Consider the following 16,817-nt stretch of genomic DNA (forward strand, 5'->3'; position numbering starts at 1 on the left):
ACGACACGGCCGAGACCGGACCGCGCACGCGCGAGGTGGCGTCGTGAAGATCGCACACCTGCGTGCGCCGGGACCACACCATCGGCCCGAATTGGCAGGCGGCGCAGGCATGCACGGCATGGTGGTTTTCGGTACCGGACTCGACTGCTACCTCTCCTACCGGCCCACGTTCGATGCCCCCTACAACTTCCAGGTGCTGCTCGCGATCGAATTCGACGAGCGCGGCCGCCGCGCGCTCGGCGCGGACCGACGGGTCGGGTACACCGACATCCACACCTTCGACCCGCAGGACTTTCCGATCGCCGAGCTCGATCCGGACCGCGGCGACCCGCGCAGGTCCTTCCGCGGCACGCTGATCCGGGGACGCGGTGAACGCGGCGGCATCGCGATCGCCGACGACGTGCGGGTCGCCGTCGGCCGGGTCCTGCATTTCGCGGCGCTCGAACGGGGCGGCGACTGCGGTACCTTGACGCACCTGTGCTTCGGTCGGCCGGACCGGATGTATCTGGCGCACCGGATCATCCGGCGTCCCAGCTTCGATCAGATCGTCGCGGCCGAACTGGTGCCCGGCACCGTGACGGACATGCTCGGCGTCCCGCTCGCCGACGACGTCGCGCGCCGCGGCTTCGAACACGCTCAGCCGATCCTGCTCGGCCGGCGCGAATTCACCGGCGCGCGGCTGCGGGCGGGCGAACTGGCCGTCGCGGCGTTTCCCGGTGGCGCACAAGGCTTCCTGGCCGAGATCGCGGTCCGTCGCCAGATCTATCTGGAGGTCGGCGACCTGGTGTGACCGACCAATGGCGGATGTCAATACGCCAGAAGTCGCGGATGCGTTATGTCCGGTTCAGCACCCCGGTCGATCCGGCGGTGGACGCGCGGACCGGTACGGACGTCTACTTTCACAGTATGTCCGAATCGGTTGCCCCCGCCGGGACCTCGAATCGACGGATCGCCGAGGTCGATATCCTGCGCGGCTTCGCGCTGTTCGGCATCCTCATCACCAATGTGATCGTCGCGACCACGCTGTGGTCGTTCACCGGGCCCGCCGACGACCCGCGAGCGGGCTGGGACGGGCCGATCGACCACGTCGTGAGCGGTCTGGTCGACGCCTTCTTCACCGGCCGGTTCTATCTGCTGTTCGCGTTCCTGTTCGGCTACTCGTTCACCTTGCAGATCGCGGCGGCACAGCGCGCCGGGGTGTCGGCCAACGCGCGACTGCTGCGGCGCTGTGCGGCACTGCTGATCGTCGGGCTAGCGCACGTGTTCTTGCTGTGGATCGGCGACATCCTCACCCTGTACGCGTTCCTGTGCCTGATCCTCATCACGTTGAAGAAGCTGAAGCCACGCACGGCGGTGATCACCGGCGCGGTGCTCTACATCGTGTGGTGCGGGTGGATGTTCATCCCGGGCAGCGAGGGTGACGACCTGTCCGCGCTCGACATCTTCTTCGACCTGCAGCGGATGCACGACGGATACACCGGATCGTTCGGCGACACCTTCGCCAACCAGATGTGGATCGCGCCGATCTTCATCGGCCTGATCTGGTTCACCCAGGGCGCGACCAGTCTCGGCATGTTCCTGATCGGTATGGCGGCGGGCAAACGGCAACTGTTCGACGATCCGGATACCTTGCGGCGCTGGGCGCCTCGCGTGCTGATCGGCGGACTCGCGGTCGGCCTGCCGGTCTCGGCGGTGACCTTCGCCGCGGCGCAGAACTGGTTCGTGCCGCCCTTCTACTGGGCCGGGATCCAGGAACTGGTCAATCCGTTGATGACCTTCGCCTACGTCGCGGGCATCATCTGCCTGACCCGGTGGGCGCGCACCGCGCCGTGGATCGGCTGGCTCGCGCCGGCCGGGCGTATGGCGGCGTCGAACTACATCTTCCAGTCGATCGTGCTCATGGTCGTCTACACCGGCTACGGGTTCGCGCTCGTCGACAAGGTGCCGCCTGCCGGTGTCATCGGCATCGCGCTGCTCACCTACGTCGTGCAGGTGCTGCTGAGTCACTGGTGGTTGCGGGGTCACCGCTACGGCCCGGTGGAATGGTTGCTCCGAGCCGCCACCTACCTCTCGATCCCGGCGTGGCGACGGGCCCCGGAATCCTTTCCGGCACACCAGGAAAGACTCGCACGACAGCCGGACGGTACCGGGAAGCGCTAGCGTTCACGATCAGCCACCGGATAGCGTGGCCGCGGTACCGGTCCATCGGAAGGACGAGCGAAGCATGTCTGTAGCAGGGATCTGGGACCTGACCATCGCCACCCGTCTCGGTGACATCAAAGTCGTCCTGGAACTCCAGCAGGACGACGGTGTGCTCACCGGTACCGCGCGCGCCTCCGGAAAGAAGCGGCCGCTCGACGACCTCGAGTTCGACGGTGAACTGCTGAGTTGGCGGCAGACCCTCACCCGCCGCCTGATGCGCCTCGACCTCGCCTTCGCCATGACCACCGAGGGGGACCGCATGAGCGGAACGTGCGTCACCGGGCGGTTCCCGGCCGTCCACGTCGCCGGCGCGCGGCGCGTCTGAAGGTCGGTCTCAGCGCATCGCCGTCGCGGCGGGCTGGGTGCGCAGCTGCGTGCCGAAGGCAATGAGCGCGGCGATGGTCAGCGCCAAACCGCCCTCCACCGCGTGCACGTAATTGCCGAAGGTGTCGACCGCCATGAAGCGCAGGACGTTGTCCCCGCCGAAGAATCCGAAACCGGCGATGACGAGATAGAACCAGCCGCAACCGATTCCGTACGCGAACGCCCTACGCGGCGTACGGACCAGGAACAGCCCGGCGACACCGGTGACGAGATGGAACAGCGCGTGCCAGCCGTTGACGGTGACCGGAATGAATCCGAACACCATCACCGTGCACGACTGCATGTGCGCACCGAACGAGAAACTCGAGCACATCGCGAACGCGACCGGACCGTTGCTGACGAACCACAGCGACAGCAGCAGCAACAGCAACTGGCCAGGAGTGCGCCGGACGTCGGCGAGGTAACGCAGCAGGGCGCCGCGGGCGGTGGCGAGCATCGGGACCGGCCTCTCGTCAGGTTCTAAGCCGATCGGCTTAGAAAGTACGGTGAGTATGATTTAAGCCGATCGGCTTAGTCAAGGCCGGGAAAGGTGGACCGCAGGTGGCAGGCGATACCCGCGCACGGATGATCCGGAAGGCGACGCTGCTGTTCCGCGGCCAGGGCTACGCCGGAACCGGATTACGCGAGGTCACCGCCGCGGCCGGTACCCATCGCGGGGTGACCTACCATCACTTCCCGCGGGGCAAGACCGAACTCGCCGAAGAGGTGCTCGCCTACCTCGACGCGACCGTCAGCCCGCTCATCGCCGCGGTCTGCGCCGAACAGCAACCCGTACCGGCCATGCACGCGATCCTGGCCGGGGCCAAAATGGTGATGGCAGGCGGCGACCAACCGCCCGGCTGCGCGGTCGCCGCCGTCACCCTGGGCGCCGGGCCCGACGATCACTCCCTGCACGAGGCCACCCGCGCCATCTTCCGGCGCTGGCAGCAGCCATTCCAGGAATGCTTGCAGCGCAACGATTTCGACGAGAGCGATGCGAAGAACCTCGCGACCCTCTTGATCGCGGGCATGGAAGGGGCGCTGGTGCTCTGTCGCGCCGAGGGGACTACCGAGCCGATCGACCGAGTGGCGGCGGCACTCGAATACGCGTTGGCGCGCTGAGATTTCGCACCGGTCCTGCGGTGGCAACTGTCAGCGGGTCGGTCTGGTCTACCACGATCACTCGTGCCCAGGAGTCGAGCGTGGCGTCCTCGATGCCGGGCGCAACGCTCGACCGGCTTGATTCTGTCTCGGAGTGGTGAGGTGGGCCTGTGACCCGGCCTCTCCCGTGCCGAATCCCTTGGTTGATGGCGGCGATAGGGATCGCGGCCTGGTACCTGGCAGTGCCTAACCGCGCCCATCGGCATCTGCACCACTTCTCGGGATTCACACCCTTTCTGGGCGGCCAGAACGGGTGTGGATCCCGAGAAGTGGTGCAGGTGTGTGGCTTTCGCGTGTCGACACGGGGCTAACTGTCGCTTGGTTTACTTGCGTTTGGGCTTGTTGGCTGGCTGCCGAAGTCTGACTTGCCCAGATTGGTGTGCCTGCCGCGGGAGTTACGTGGATGGTGCTGGGCGCGTCGGGTGGGGTTCCCGGCTTTAGGGGCATGTCAGGTGCGTGAAGCTGGGTTCCGGCGTGGTCGTCTGGCTGTGGCGCTGTTTTCGAGAGTTCCTTGAGGAGGTGTCAGCGGTTTCGGGTGGGTGGGGTTGTGGCTCGGCGTGTTTCGCTGGGCGAGTCGCGGGGGCACAGACCTTCCGTACGGTTCACAGCAGCTACAGCCCCTGTGAGCAGTAGGAAACCTCTGCGATCCCCAACCTATCTGTCGCTTGGTCCAGACCAACCGGTCCGCTATCCAACCGCCCTCTCTTTCCCAAACCGCTCGAGACGCAACCACAGCCAGATGACCACGCCGGAACCTCACCCCGCGCACCTGACATGCGCCTAAAGCCGGGTACGGCACACGACGTGCTCAGCACTATCCCTGCAACTCCCGCAGTAGGTATACCGAACTGGGCTGGCGCGCAAGGGACTTCGAGACAGAGCCTAACTCCGAGCGACCTCGGCGGTGTGCGCTGAAGAGTAGCGCTCGCCTGTGACCTGGTCGCTCAGCGGGTCCAGCGTAGCCAGCGCTTCGGCGTCCAGGGTGAGTTGCAGCGCGGCCGCGTTCTGTTCCAGCCGGGCCGGGCTGCGGGTGCCCGAAATGGCCGCCACCGCCACCCCGAGTCGCCCGGCTTGGGCGTACACCCAGGCCAGCGCCACCTGGGCCGGGGTGGCACGCAGCCGGTCGGCCACCTCGCGCACGGTCTGCGCACCTCGAAACCTCAAAAACGCTTTGACGCTACGACTTGGAGTGCACTCCAGGTCAAGCCGTCCGACCGGCACCGCGTTCGGAACAACGTTGCGGGATAGCGCAGGCGCACACCAACCTCCGCTGAGCGGTGCGCGCGGGCGGGTTCAGTCGATAGCGCCGGCCCTCATGCGGGTGGACTGCAGAACGTCGAGGAGCTTGCGGCCGAAGGCTTCCGGGTGCTGGTTGAGTCCGCCGTGACCGCCGGGGAATTCGATGAGCGGGGTGCCGAGGCGGTCGGCCAGGGTCGCGGCCGAGCGGTACGGCAGGGTGCCGGGGGATTCCGCGCCGACGGCGAGGACGAGACGGTCGGCGACGGCGGCCAGTGCCGTTTCGTCGGGGAGGTGCGAAGTGATCTGGCGCAGTTCGTGTTCCAGCATGATCGGCAGGTTCGCCATGACGCGGGCGACCATGTCGGCGGCGCGTGGGGGCAGCGTCGCCGGGTCCGGCAGGCCGCGTAGCTGTGCGCCGACACCGGCGGCGAAGTGCGCACCGGCGACCGCCGCGCCTTCCCGATGGAACAGCTCGTAGACCTCGTCGACGAACGCGCGATGGTCGGCGGCGTCGGGCAGCAGGCCGAAGGAGGGCGGTTCGTGGGCGACGACCAGGGCGAGTCGATCGGGGTGCCGGGCGAGCAGGTCGAGCGCGACGACCGCACCGCCGCTGGCGCCGAAGACATACACCGATTCGCCTGCGGGAGCGCGATCTTCGATGAGGCGGTGAATGTCCTCGCTCATCACCTCGACCTGTTGATCCACCGGCGGACCGTCGAGCGGGCTGCGGGAATAGCCGCGGGGATCGGCGGCCAGTACCGTGAAATGCGGCATCAGCAGTTCCGCGAGGTGATCGAACATCGCCGCGTCCGCGCCGCTGCCGGGCAGCAGCACGAGCAGCGGCCCGCTGCCGCGCTCTTCGTAGAACAGCGTCGCGCCGGGGACTTTCAGCGTGCCGGACTTCATGATTCATCCTTCTTCTCGGGTGACGGCCACCGCTCGAGCGCGACGTGCAGGGCATCGATGATGCGTTCCCAGGAGGCGGCGGTATCGCGGGAGTGCTGGAAGCCGCCGCCGGCCTCCAGCGCGGCGTAGCCGTGAAAGGTGCTGCGCAACAGGCGAACCGCGTCGGTGAGGTCCGGTTCTGTCAACCCGTAGGCGCGCAACATGCCGTAGGTGAGTTCGACGGCCCGCGCCGCCCCGGGACCGGCGTCGACCAGGCCGGGCGGCACCGGCGATTGGGTCGCGGCGTAGCGACCGGGGTGGCGCAGGGCGTAGTCGCGCCAGGTGTGCGCGTATGCCGCGAGGGCGTCGCGACCCGCGCGGCCCGCGACGGCGGCCGCGATCAGCTCGGTCTTCTCCGCCGCGGCCAGCACGCTCACCCGCGCCCGCAGCTCCTGCAGGTTCTTGACGTGCGAATAGAGACTGGCGTCCTTGACACCGAACTGCTTGGCCAACGCCGACATGGTGACGCCGTCGAAACCGATCGCGTCCGCGAGATCGGCGGCCGCGCGCGTGATCCGTTCCGCGCTCAAACCCGCTCGCGCCATCACGGGCACACCTCCTCGTAGCTAGGTCGCCTAGTTTATAACCTAATCATATTAGGTTACGCAACAGGCGATGGTCGGAGGTGCGCTGTGAGACCGGGCCGCAGTTCGGCTGAACCGGGCACCTGGGCGGCGGCGCTGCCCTCGCCGCCGCCCAGGACGAGCACCGGGCGGCCCGAGACGAAGGCGCCCGGCGTTGGTGACCGCGCGGTCCGGCGCGTCGGTCACCAACGACTATGGGGTCAAGCCCCGGATGAACTCGGCGAGATATTGCCCGCTGTAGTCCGGCTTTCCGTTGTTCTGCACCGCGGCGGCCCCGATCGTGTCCACGTGGGTGTAGCCGGGCAGCTGCTCCACCTGTGCGGTCGGCGGCGCGGGAAGCCAAGTGCCGACGCCGTATTGGACGACGCTGTCCCCGGCGTACGCGATGAAATTCGGCTTCGTGCGACTCATGTTGTGGTAGCGCAGGTTCACCATGTCGCCGGTGCGCGCGCCGCCGAAACCGGCGCCGATATCGATGATCATGCGCAGCGGGAAGTAGGTCTCCCAGTACGCCGTCGGCCAGCCGGTGCCCAATTGCCGTGCCACCTCGTGGATATCGGCGATCTCCCGGTTCGGCGCCGTCCACGGGACGCCGACGACGTCGTTGTAGTTGCGCCACGAATACAGCGCCGTGCGGTCGGTGGGGCCCACCCGGGTCTGCGGTCCGGCGCTCATCCGCAGATAGTTGCCCAGCACCGGAACCTGGGTCAGCCCACCGTGATTCGGGAACGTCTTCTCGGCCACCGGGCCGCCCGCCAACGCGCCGACACCTTGCTGGAGCAGCGCGAAATTGCCGGAGTTGTTGTCGATGAACGTGCCGAGCAACGCCGCATTGGTGAACCGATAGTCGCGGATGGTGCCCTCACCATTCGCGCCGCCCGTGACCGCGGCCGCCCAGCTCGGGCTGAACAGGGTGGTGAGTGTCGCCTCGATATCTGGATCGTGGATGTGCGCGAGCAGTTGGCTTTCCGCGTCCGGCTCCAGATGCGCGGCGAGCCCGGCCAACCGGTAGAGCATCATGGCTTTGGTGCCGATCACCGGCATCGGGCCGAGCGTGCGCATCGGCAGCACGCCGCTGTCGAATCCGGCCTTGAGCACCCCGTTGGTGGGGCCGGTGATGGCTTCGGTGACATCGCGGAAGAACGGCGTGTTCTGGATCGCGGCCGGGTCCGAGGACACCATGGAGTCCTGCGCGGCGAAGGCAGCGCACTGGTTGTAGCCGGCATCGGCCTGGGTGCCCGGGTTGCCGTCGAAATCCCAGTCCGAGAAGAACCCGGTGACCAGACCGCCCATCGAGATACCGGTGCAGACGTATTTCCGTTGCCGCTCAGCCTGATCCGGCAGCTCGTGCAGCATGATCTCGTACTGGTCACGTACCACGCGCTCCAAGCCGAAGGCATCCAGGATCGGCAGGTCCGCCGAGGCCTTGAACCCGGCGAAGGTGCGGCCCTCGAGCGGCTTGCCGTTGAAGTAGTAGTCGACCGCGTCGAGATAGTTGCCCGACTGCAGTGCGTAGTCGAAGCCGACTGTCTCATCCAAGCAGGAGCCGCGCCGGGCCAGCGCCCAGAATTCGACGTTGCGACCGAGCGATTTCGCCGAACGCACCGTGTTCGCCGCGACGCCGTCGGAATTGATTGCGCCGCCGATCATTCCGCCCTGCTGCACCACCACTGCGTCCGCGTCCCGCGCGTCCTGCGGACTGCCCACCGCGCGGTAACGCAGATATCCGGTGCGCTCGCACGACCCAGGATGCGGTGCGGCGCTTGCCGGTAGCGGGAGCAGAAAGCTCACGTAGGAGACCGCGATGCCGTCGCGGGTCGCGATCTGCTGCTCCTGCCGGTCCGTGGCCGCCGAGGCGGGCGGATCCTCCGCTGCCGCCGAGCCCGGCGGTAGCAGTCCGGCGGCGACCACCGTGATCGCTACCGTTGCCGCCCAACCGTTTCGGCGCCCGCCGCGCCCCCGCCCCTGCTGTTTCGGCCGTCCGAGACGCCGTGTCGCTCTTGCCACGGTTAGTCACGTTGCCACCCACCGTGTCCCACGTCACTGGTGCATTTGTCAGGAGAAGCCCGCCCACCTAGTGCATTCCAACAACTTTCGTCCCCGCACCGGCGTTGCGACCCAGACGGCAGGAGCCGTCCGGCGGGTCGGACATCGTGTGCGTCGCTCCGACGGCGCCTTTCCCAACACCGGGAACTCGACCGGCGCATCGCATAGTGTCGAGGACATGACCGAGCTGGCCGAAAGGGTCGCACGCCTCGCGCAAGAGTTCGCGGAATCCGGAGCGACCAGTGGGATATTGCGCATGCACCACGGCCAGTGGAGCAACGGAATCGATCCGTCGTACGTGGTCGGCACCGATCGGGTGCACCAGGTGACCGGCAGACGCGAACTGGCCCACGCGGTGCGCGCCGAACTCGGCGTCGATATGGACGGCGTAGTAGAGATGCGGCTTCGGCTGGCCGACGGCAACTACGAGTTCCAGTACCAGTGCACCCCCGGCTCGACCGAGCACTATTGGGACGCTGTGCGACGGCTGGTCCTCGACCCCGACTATCGATATCCGGGGCATCGGCAACCGATCGCGGCGGCCGACACGGTGCCCGACGACCGTCCCACCGACCCGGCGATCCTGGCGACAGTGCGTGAGCTGGTACGCGAGTACATCGACGCCTACACGGCGGCCCACTCGCGTGCACCCGAGCTGGCCGCGGGCACGGCCGAGGCCGAGATCGCCGCGGCGGAGGCGCGGATCGGCCGACGGCTGCCGGAAGACCTGCGGGCCCTGTACCGGCTGGTCGGCTACGACCACGACGACCGCGGCGTGCTCGGTATCACCCGGCTGTCGCCGCTCAGCGACGTCGCCACGAGTCATCGGTCCGACAGTCCGACGGCGATGGGGTTGTCGGCGGACAGTCGATCCGTGGGGGAGGACTCGCTGTTCGCCGGCGATCGGGTGGTGCCGGAAGGCTGGCCGCACAGCACGATTCAACGCGTCTCGCGCAGTGCGGGGTGGATCTTCATCGGCACCAGCGATCGCCACGCGCACGCGGTCGACCTGGAGCCCGGTCCGGCTGGTCGCCGCGGGCAGTTGATCGAAGTCGGCCTCGAATACGATTCGGCCACGCGCTGGGCCGAATCCGTGACCGAGGCACTGCAGATGTCGATCGAATCGCAGCGCGCCCCGGAGAACTTCGAGAGTCTTTACGGCACAGCGCAACCCACCCACGCTCGTCGACTGCACGACCCGACGGAGACGATCGAAGATCTGCCCGACAAGTTCACCGTGCAGAAACTCGACGTCGGCTCCCGCGACTCCTTCGACGCCGCCGAACTCGCGGCCCTGCCGATGCTGCGCCAGTTGCGGCTCGACAGCGCGGGGTCGGCGAACCTTGCAGTACCGCACGATATCCCGCTCGAATCACTGTGGGCGAGCGCCCCGCGCCTCGACCTCGCGCCACTGTCGGGCCACCCCGTGCTGTGGGACGTGCACCTGGCCGGAGCGCAGCATCCGGTGCGCATCGCACCGCTGGCTGCGCTGAAAAACCTGCAGCGACTGGACATCTCCGAGATCGACATCGCCGATCCGGAAATCATCGCCGAACTGGCGAACCTGCGCGTCCTGGTGGCGAACCTGCGGCAGTGGCGTCGGCTGCGCGAACTCGACGCCGTACCCGCGCATCTCGCCGCAGCGGAGTTGGCGGGCGACGCATCGTTCGCAGAGGAAGCGGCGTGGGCGGGCACCTTCGGCGCCGAAGGTGCCGAATTGCCCGTCGTCCGCGGCACCCTCACCGAAATTCGAGTCCGGTCACAACCCGAGCCCGACGACTCGGAAGCGCGGATAGCCGACGTCGTAGCGGACGTTCCCTGGAACTTGCTGCTCCAACTGCGCCGCGAGCCAGAGTCCGGCGGATAGCAGCCTGAACTACTGTTGCCCGGCGCGAATGCGTTGGGCGAGAAACAGAGCCGCGCGATCGAGGGCCTCGTCCGCCTCGTCGGCGCGGATCATGCCGGCGTGGGCGTGGAGCGTGCGTGCAGCCTTTTCCGCGGGAACCGACCTGAGTTCGCGCTGTGGCTGCGTTCCTTGGACACCAAGATTTGCTATTTCGGCAAGTTTCCTTGCCGAATGTGTCCGAGAACGCGCAGCATCGCCGCATGCGTGAATTCGATGTTGTCGTTATCGGGGGTGGTGCTGCAGGGCTCGCGGCAGCCGTGACCCTGAGCCGTGCCCGACGGAAGGTCCTGGTCGTCGACGCAGGCTCGCCTCGTAACGCGGCCGCCACCGCGGTCCACAGCTACCTCGGCCATGAGGGCATCGACCCACGCGAGCTGCTGGCGATCGGCCGCTCAGAGGTCGAGCAGTATGGCGGCGTCGTGCGCAGCGGAACCGCGGTGGGCGTGAAACGAGTCAGTGAATCCACCCTGAAGATCACCCTTTCGGACAACACGACCCTCGACGCCAGGAGGGTGCTCATCGCCACCGGCGTCGTCGATGAACTACCCGACATTCCTCAGCTGGCCGACCGCTGGGGCCGCGACGTGCTGCACTGCGCGTACTGCCACGGATACGAGGTGCGAGACAAAGCCATCGGCCTCATCGCCAGTGGGGTCGCCTCACTTCACCAAGCGCAGTTGTGGCGCCAGTGGAGCGACAAGGTCACCTTGTTCACGAACGAGGCGGTCGAACTGACCGAGCCCCAGCGGGCCGAATTCGCGGCGCGCCAGATCACCGTGGTTCCTGGCCGGGTCACTGGCATCGAGGTCACCGACGACGAGCTCGGCGGCATCCGGGTCGGTGACGAGGTCATCGCTGTTCAGGCTGCGGTCGTTTTCCCGGTTTCGGTGGCGAAGGTGGACGACCTGTTAGCCGAGTTGGGGCTGGAGGCCGAGCGGAAGGAGATGGATGGTCAGGTCATCGGCGCGACCCTGAATGCCGACACCCAGGTGGGGAAGACCGCCGTTCCGGGAGTTTGGGCGGCAGGAAACGTTCGCGGCCACCGCGCACAGGTAATCGACGCGGCTGCGCAGGGCGGGCTTACCGCGGCGATGATGAACATCGACCTGGTCGAGGAAGACGTACGCCGTGCCGTCATGGGAACACCGTTCTCGACGGAGATGGAGCGCGAAGTCACCTAGCCGCCAGGGCAGTAACGACCGAGCCGCACACCTGATGCGGGTGTGCGGCTCGGATAGGACGATCAGCGGGCGAAGGTGGCGGCGCGGTCGGCGAGGTCCAGGAGTACCTGGGGGAAGATGCCGAGGACGACGGTGGCGCCGGCGCCGAAGGAGACGACGGCGGTGGTGAGGAACGGCGTCACCACGAGGGGGGCGTCGGTGGGCGGGTCGGTGAAGAACATCAGGACGATCACGCGCACGTAGAAGAACGCGGCGATCGCACTGCAGATGACGCCGACGATCACCAGCGGGGTCGAATCCCCGGCGGCCGCGGCTTCGAACACCGCGAACTTGCTGACGAATCCACTGGTGAGGGGCAGTCCCGCGAAGGAGAGCAGGAACAGTGCGAACACACTGGCCAGCCAGGGGGAGCGCCGCCCGAGCCCGGCCCACTGACTGAGTGCGGTCGCTTCCTCGCCCGAGGCATCGCGCACCAGACTGACGAGCGCGAACGCGCCGAGCGTGCCGAGACCGTAGGCCACCAGATAGAACAGCACGGCGGCGACGCCCTTGGTGTTGGCGGCGACCAACCCGGTGAGGATGAAACCGGCATGCGCGACAGCGGAATACGCGAGCATCCGTTTCACGTCGGTCTGGGTGATGGCCATGACCGCGCCGACCGCCATGGTGGCGATGGCGATGGCGCCGAGCACCGGCCGCCAATCGTCGCGCAGCCCGGGCACCGCGATATGCAGCACGCGCAACAACGCACCGACTGCGGCGATCTTGGTCGCGGCCGCCATGAACGCGGTCACCGGTGTCGGCGCGCCCTGGTACACGTCAGGCACCCAGGACTGGAACGGCACGGTGCCGATCTTGAACAGCAGCCCGACCGCCAGCAGTGCGACGCCGAGCAGCGCGAGCAGCGCGTTGTCCGGGTGCGCCGCGATGGCATCGGCGATCCCGGCCAGTTTCACGGTCCCGGCCTGCCCGTACAGCAGCGCGACACCGTAGAGGAAGAACGCCGAGGAGAACGCGCCGAGCAGGAAGTACTTCAGCGCCGCTTCCTGGGAGAGCAACCGCTTGCGTCGCGCGAGCCCGCACAGCAGATACAGCGGCAGCGAGAGCACCTCGAGCGCGACGAACATGGTGAGCAGGTCGTTGGCGGCCGGGAACAACAGCAGGCCGCCGACCGCGAGCAGGGTCAGCGGGAACACCTCGGTGGTCGCGATACCCGCTCGCAGCGCGACCTTTTCGCTCGCGCTGCCCGGCACCGACGAAGCCTGCGGCGTGAACGCGTCCACGCCCCGCCCGAGGGTGGCCGCGGCCGCACTCCACGTGCCCGGCCCGCTGCGCACCGGGGCCGCCGGTCGGTCGGCACCGCGCTCGGCCATGAACAGCACACCGAGGATCGCGACCACGAGGATGGTGCCCTGCAGGAACAGGGTCACCCCGTCGACCGCGACGGCACCGCCGATGGCGGTGGCGTTCGTGCCGGCCAGCAGTATCACCGCGACCAACGCGACGATCAGCCCGGCCAGGCTCAGCAGCGCCTGTCCGCCGAACCGGAAGCGCCGCCCGGCGAACGCCTCGACCAGCACGCTGAGCACGGCGGCACCGAAGACGATCAGCATCGGTGACAGGTAGCCGTACTCGATGCTCGGCGCCGGTATGGCGGCGGCGAGCGAGGTTCCGTGGGAGGTCAGCTGACTCATTTGTGGGCACCTCCGGGCTGATCGGCTTTGCCCGCTTCGGGGATGGTCGGCGCGGGGTCGTGTTTGCCGATGGTCGTCAACGTCTGGCTCACCGCGGGATTGATGAAGTTCAGCACCGGTTTCGGATAGACGCCCAGGAACAGCAGCGCCGCGATGAGCGGCACCACCACCGCGAGTTCGCGCGGCACCAGGTCGTAGAGGCGCTCGTTGCCCTCCTTGACCGGCCCGGTCATCATGCGCTGATAGAGCCAGAGCACATACACCGCGGCCAGCACCAGCGCACCGGTCGCGACGACGGCCGCGAACTGGTAGCGGCTGAAGGTGCCGACCAGCACCAGGAATTCACTGACGAACGGCGCCAGCCCGGGCAGCGAGAGGGTGGCCAGGCCCGCGATGAGGAACGTGCCCGCCAGCACCGGTGCCACCTTCTGCACGCCGCCGAAGTCGGCGATGAGCCGGGTGCCCTTGCGCGACACCAGGAATCCGGCGATCAGGAACAGCGCCGCGGTGGAGATGCCGTGGTTGACCATGTAGAGCGTCGCCCCGGTCTGGCCCTGGCTGGTCATCGCGAAGATGCCGAGGATGATGAAACCGAAGTGCGAGATCGAGGTGTAGGCGATCAACCGCATCACGTCGGTCTGGCCGATCGCGAGCAGCGCACCGTAGATGATGCCGATCACCGCGAGCGTGATCACCAGTGGCGCATAGGTGTCCGAGGCGCCGGGGAACAGCATCAGGCAGTAGCGCAGCATGCCGAAGGTGCCGACCTTGTCGACCACCGCCATCATCAGCACCGCGCTCGACGGTGTCGCGGCGACCGCGGCGTCGGGCAGCCAGGTGTGCAGCGGCCACAGCGGCGCCTTCACCGCGAACGCGAACATGAACCCGAGGAACAGCGCGTTGAGCACCGCCGGCGCCGCGCCGAGCTGGCCGGAGTTCGCGGCGGCCACCACGACGCGGAAGTCGAAGGTGCCCGAGCCGCCCTCGCCGAGCCCGTCCCGCGCGGTGACCACATACAACCCGATCACCGCGGCCAGCATGATCAGGCCGCCGAACAGGTTGTACAGCAGGAACTTCACCGCGGCGCGCGAGCGCTGCTGCCGCAGCTGCGCGTCCGCCGACCGGGGCCCGAAGCCGCCGATCAGGAAGTACATCGGGATGAGCATCGCCTCGAAGAACACGTAGAACAGCAGAATGTCCAGCGAGACAAAGGAAATCAGCACCATCGCCTCGACCAGCAGGGTGAGCGCGACGTAGGTGTGCGCGACCCGGCGGCCGCTGCCGACCTCGCGGTCGTCGCGCCAGCCCGCCAGAATCAACAGCGGCACCAGGGCCGTGGTGAGCAGCACGAGCGCCAGGGCGATCCCGTCGAGCCCGACGGTGTAGCCCGCGCCGAACGCCGGGATCCACTCGTGGTCCTCGACGAACTGGTATTGCGCCCCACCGGGATCGAAGCGCACGGCGAGCACCACCGCGAGGATCAGCACCGCCAGCGACACACTCAACGCGAGGATCCGCGCGAGCAGCCGCTGCCCGGCGGGCAGCACCAGCACCACCACCGCGCCGAGTACGGGCGCCAACCACAGGATGGTCAACCAGGGAAAGTCCGTCACCACAACCTCACCGCCAGCAGGGCGGCAGCCACCAGGGCCGCGCCGGTGAACATGGAAAGGGCATACGAGCGCACGAACCCGGACTGCACCCGGCGGATGCGGGCGGACAGTCCGCCGATCAAAGCCGCTGTGCCGTTGACGATTCCGTCGATGCCCCGGTTGTCGAGGAAGACCAGCGCACGGGTCAGGTAGCCGCCCGGCCGCATGAAGGCGGCCTCGTTGAGCGCGTCACCGTAGAGGTCTTTGCGCGCCGCGACGGTCAGCGCGGACACGGCCTGCGGCGCGGTCTCGGGGATCCTGCGCTGCGCGTACTGGTAGTAGGCGAAGCCCACGCCTGCCGCGACCACGACGAGCGCGAGTGCGGTGACGACGGCCGCCGGGACGGTCTCTTCGCCGTGATGGGCGCCCACCACCGGTTCGAGCCAGTTCTGCAGCGCGGAACCGAACACGAACAGCGCGCCGGCGGCGACCGAGCCGAAGGCCAGCAGCACCATCGGTCCCGTCATGACGGCGGGTGATTCGTGCGGATGGGTGTCGGGTTTCCAGCGCCGTTCGCCGAAGAACGTCATCAGCATCACCCGCGTCATGTAGAACGCGGTGAGGCCCGCACCGAGCAGCGTCACCGTGCCGAGCACGACACCGCTGGTGCCGCCCTGATTGAACGCCACCTCGATGATCTTGTCCTTGGAGAAGAATCCGGCGAACGGCGGCACTCCGATGATCGCCAGATAGCCGAGCCCGAAGGTGATGTAGGTGACCGGCAGCAGCGTGCGCAGCCCGCCGTAGCGGCGCATATCGGTTTCGTCGTCCATCGCGTGCATCACCGACCCGGCGCCGAGGAACAGCCCGGCCTTGAAGAAGCCGTGCGTGAGCAGGTGCATGATGGCGAACGCGTATCCGGCCGGCCCGAGTCCCGCGGCCAGCATCATGTAGCCGATCTGGCTCATGGTGGACGCGGCGAGGGCCTTTTTGATGTCGTCCTTGGCGCAGCCGATGATCGCACCGAACAGCAGGGTCACCGCGCCGACGAGGACTACGCCGAGGCGCGCGTCCGGCGACAGGTCGAAGATCGGGCCGGAACGGGTGATCAGGTAGACACCGGCTGTCACCATGGTCGCCGCGTGGATGAGCGCCGACACCGGCGTCGGGCCCTCCATCGCGTCGCCGAGCCAGGACTGCAGCGGTACCTGCGCGGACTTACCGCACGCGGCGAGCAGCAGCAACAACCCGATCGCGGTGAGTGTGCCTTCTCCGGCCTGTGGCGCCCCGGCGAACACGGTGCCGAAGTCGATCGAGCCGAAGGTCGCGAACATGACGAACATGGCGATCGCCAACCCCATGTCGCCGACCCGGTTGACGACGAACGCCTTCTTGGCCGCCGTTGCCGCCGAAGGCTTTTCATACCAGAACCCGATCAGCAGGTAGGACGCCAGGCCGACGCCCTCCCAGCCGAGATAGAGCACCAGGTAGTTGTTCGCGAGCACCAGCAGCAGCATGGCGGCGAGGAACAGGTTGAGGTAGGCGAAGAACCGGCGTCGCCCTGGATCGTCGGCCATGTAGCCGATGGAGTAGATGTGGATCAGCGAGCCGACGCCGGTGATCAGCAACGCGAAACACATCGACAACTGATCGAGCTGCAAGCCGAAGTCGACCTGCAACCCCGCGACCGGCGCCCACTGGAACAGCTCGGTGTGCACCGCGCGCTGGTCGCCGTCGCGACCGAGCATGCCGAAGAACGCGATGCCCGCGACCACGAACGACCCGAGCGCCATCACGGTGCCGAGCAGGTGACCCCATTTGTCGCTGAAACGTCCACTCAGCAGCAGGATTACGGCGCCGGTGAGCGGCAGTGCTGGCAGCAGCCAGAGTGCTGTCGTGTCCAT

The 16,817-nt window shown here is 67.6% G+C and carries 14 protein-coding genes; 6 read left to right on the top strand and 8 right to left on the bottom strand.

Features of this window, described 5'->3' with window-relative positions; all coding sequences use genetic code 11:
* The first annotated feature begins 43 nt into the window (after positions 1-43).
* From NVU01S_RS01790 to NVU01S_RS01800, 3 genes are all read left to right on the top strand, one after another.
* Complete coding sequence (locus NVU01S_RS01790) at positions 44-790, top strand: hypothetical protein (RefSeq protein ID WP_052280838.1); 747 nt, start codon at positions 44-46, stop codon at positions 788-790.
* Positions 791-906: 116 nt separating this feature from the next.
* Positions 907-2,160, top strand: a complete 1,254-nt coding sequence (locus tag NVU01S_RS01795) for a DUF418 domain-containing protein (RefSeq protein ID WP_052280846.1) — start codon at positions 907-909, stop codon at positions 2,158-2,160.
* A 64-nt stretch (positions 2,161-2,224) separates the two neighbouring features.
* Complete coding sequence (locus NVU01S_RS01800; RefSeq protein ID WP_043674253.1) at positions 2,225-2,527, top strand: hypothetical protein; 303 nt, start codon at positions 2,225-2,227, stop codon at positions 2,525-2,527.
* Positions 2,528-2,536: 9 nt separating this feature from the next.
* On the opposite strand, the gene NVU01S_RS01805 is transcribed toward NVU01S_RS01800, so the two are convergent.
* Complete coding sequence (locus NVU01S_RS01805; RefSeq protein ID WP_043674250.1) at positions 2,537-3,022, bottom strand: DUF4383 domain-containing protein; 486 nt, start codon at positions 3,020-3,022, stop codon at positions 2,537-2,539.
* Between the two features lie 104 nt (positions 3,023-3,126).
* On the opposite strand from NVU01S_RS01805, the gene NVU01S_RS01810 reads away from it, so the two are divergent.
* A complete protein-coding gene (locus NVU01S_RS01810; protein ID WP_043674247.1) occupies positions 3,127-3,687 on the top strand; it encodes a TetR/AcrR family transcriptional regulator in 561 nt (186 codons plus the stop codon).
* A gap of 921 nt (positions 3,688-4,608) precedes the next feature.
* On the opposite strand, the gene NVU01S_RS01815 is transcribed toward NVU01S_RS01810, so the two are convergent.
* From NVU01S_RS01815 to NVU01S_RS01830, 4 genes are all read right to left on the bottom strand, one after another.
* Positions 4,609-4,947 carry an aldo/keto reductase gene (locus NVU01S_RS01815; RefSeq protein ID WP_342028818.1) on the bottom strand — a complete coding sequence of 113 codons (339 nt, stop codon included), beginning with the start codon at positions 4,945-4,947 and terminating at the stop codon, positions 4,609-4,611.
* Between the two features lie 72 nt (positions 4,948-5,019).
* Positions 5,020-5,871 carry an alpha/beta fold hydrolase gene (locus NVU01S_RS01820; RefSeq protein WP_043674244.1) on the bottom strand — a complete coding sequence of 284 codons (852 nt, stop codon included), beginning with the start codon at positions 5,869-5,871 and terminating at the stop codon, positions 5,020-5,022.
* On the bottom strand, positions 5,868-6,455 hold the full coding sequence (locus NVU01S_RS01825) for a TetR/AcrR family transcriptional regulator (protein WP_043674241.1): 588 nt from the start codon (positions 6,453-6,455) through the stop codon (positions 5,868-5,870). The genes NVU01S_RS01820 and NVU01S_RS01825 overlap by 4 nt, the downstream gene beginning before the upstream one ends.
* A gap of 231 nt (positions 6,456-6,686) precedes the next feature.
* Entirely contained in the window at positions 6,687-8,501 is a 1,815-nt protein-coding gene (locus tag NVU01S_RS01830) for a hypothetical protein (RefSeq protein ID WP_244467339.1), read from the bottom strand.
* Positions 8,502-8,718: 217 nt separating this feature from the next.
* Between NVU01S_RS01830 and NVU01S_RS01835 the strand changes: the two genes are divergently transcribed.
* Together NVU01S_RS01835 and NVU01S_RS01840 are read left to right on the top strand one after the other, a co-directional pair.
* Positions 8,719-10,407, top strand: coding sequence for an SMI1/KNR4 family protein (locus NVU01S_RS01835; protein ID WP_043674236.1), 1,689 nt, complete (start codon positions 8,719-8,721; stop codon positions 10,405-10,407).
* A 239-nt stretch (positions 10,408-10,646) separates the two neighbouring features.
* Positions 10,647-11,627, top strand: coding sequence for an NAD(P)/FAD-dependent oxidoreductase (locus NVU01S_RS01840; RefSeq protein ID WP_043674362.1), 981 nt, complete (start codon positions 10,647-10,649; stop codon positions 11,625-11,627).
* A 62-nt stretch (positions 11,628-11,689) separates the two neighbouring features.
* Here NVU01S_RS01840 and nuoN read toward each other — a convergent pair whose 3' ends face one another.
* Genes nuoN through nuoL form a run of 3 tightly spaced genes read right to left on the bottom strand, consistent with a single transcriptional unit; the run spans position 11,690 to position 16,817 of the window.
* A complete protein-coding gene (gene nuoN, locus NVU01S_RS01845) occupies positions 11,690-13,321 on the bottom strand; it encodes an NADH-quinone oxidoreductase subunit NuoN (RefSeq protein WP_043674233.1) in 1,632 nt (543 codons plus the stop codon).
* Positions 13,318-14,934: an NADH-quinone oxidoreductase subunit M gene (locus NVU01S_RS01850; RefSeq protein ID WP_175068858.1), complete on the bottom strand. Its 1,617-nt coding sequence runs from the start codon at positions 14,932-14,934 to the stop codon at positions 13,318-13,320. The genes nuoN and NVU01S_RS01850 overlap by 4 nt, the downstream gene beginning before the upstream one ends.
* Positions 14,931-16,817: an NADH-quinone oxidoreductase subunit L gene (nuoL, locus tag NVU01S_RS01855; protein WP_043674227.1), complete on the bottom strand. Its 1,887-nt coding sequence runs from the start codon at positions 16,815-16,817 to the stop codon at positions 14,931-14,933. The genes NVU01S_RS01850 and nuoL overlap by 4 nt, the downstream gene beginning before the upstream one ends.

It is taken from the genome of Nocardia vulneris (genome assembly GCF_001613425.1).
Lineage (GTDB): Bacteria > Actinomycetota > Actinomycetes > Mycobacteriales > Mycobacteriaceae > Nocardia > Nocardia vulneris.